2 protein-coding genes are annotated in these 1334 nt (G+C 40.6%); both read left to right on the top strand.

Features of this window, described 5'->3' with window-relative positions; translation table 11 throughout:
• Positions 1-184: 184 nt before the first annotated feature.
• A complete protein-coding gene (catA, locus tag CL42_RS16100; RefSeq protein ID WP_035270949.1) occupies positions 185-1105 on the top strand; it encodes a catechol 1,2-dioxygenase in 921 nt (306 codons plus the stop codon).
• A 142-nt stretch (positions 1106-1247) separates the two neighbouring features.
• A partial coding sequence (locus tag CL42_RS17160) for a CoA-transferase (protein ID WP_322840239.1) occupies positions 1248-1334 on the top strand: 87 nt, incomplete at its 3' end.

The raw sequence follows: 1334 nt of genomic DNA on the forward strand, positions 1-1334 counted from the left end.
TCACCCATCTTCTATCCGTGAAGATGATCGTTAAGTTTTAAGTGTCTTGGCTTGATTGATTCAGGCCATGACATCAATACATCCAGAGGTTTTTTAGCGTCATTTTAAACAAGGATTGTGGCAGCGAGCTCAAACACATTAGAAGTGAGCCACCACACAGCAAGCATACTTAAGGAGAAATAGTATGAACCGCGAACAAATTAATGCTTTAGTCAAAAAAATGAACGTTGATACTGCAACAGGTCCTGTTGATGAACGTGTTCAGCAAATCGTTGTACGTTTAGTATCTGACTTATTCCAAGCGATTGAAGATTTAGATTTAAGCCAATCTGAAGTTTGGAAAGGTCTTGAGTACTTTACTGATGCTGGTCAAGCAAACGAATTAGGTCTTTTGGCTGCTGGTTTAGGTCTTGAGCATTTCCTTGATTTACGCGCAGATGAGAAAGATGCTCAAGCAGGTATTACAGGTGGTACTCCACGTACAATTGAAGGTCCATTGTATGTCGCTGGTGCACCAGAATCAGTTGGTTTTGCACGTATGGATGATGGTTCTGAAGAAGGCAAAATCCCAACTTTAATTATTGAAGGTATCGTTAAAGATACTGAAGGTAACATCATTGAAGGCGCTAAAGTTGAAGTTTGGCATGCAAACAGCTTAGGTAACTACTCGTTCTTTGATAAGTCTCAATCTGACTTCAACTTACGTCGTACGATCTTCACGGATGCACAAGGTCAATATACGGCATTAACCACGATGCCTGTAGGTTATGGCTGCCCACCAGAAGGTACAACTCAGTTTGTATTAGACAAACTTGGTCGTCACGGTAACCGCCCTTCACACGTGCATTACTTCGTCACTGCACCTGGCTACCGCAAATTAACTACGCAGTTCAACATCGAAGGTGATGAATACCTTTGGGATGACTTTGCATTTGCAACGCGTGATGGCTTAGTGGCAACTGCTGTAGATGTAACTGATGAAGCTGAAATTGCTCGTCGTGGTCTGAAAGGTGCGTTCAAATATATTCAATTTGACATTGAATTAGTGAAAGACGTTGAAGGTGCGCCTTCTACTGAAGTTGAACGCCGCCGCGCATCAGCTTAAAAATAATAAAGGGATGGATTTCGCATCCATCCTTTATCTTATTCAACTAAAGAATTTAGACCAATCCAAATCTAATCATTTTGATTTGTTTAAATTTTTGCAAGACCGAAAAGGATATAGATAGCTTTATCTATAAAACGCTATGATTGATAAATCTCAAAAGACTTTAACCGAAGCCCTCTCCCAAATTAAAGACGGTTCAACCATTATGATTGGTGGGTTTGGTACC

Source organism: Acinetobacter sp. Ver3, assembly GCF_000632455.1.
Lineage (GTDB): Bacteria > Pseudomonadota > Gammaproteobacteria > Pseudomonadales > Moraxellaceae > Acinetobacter.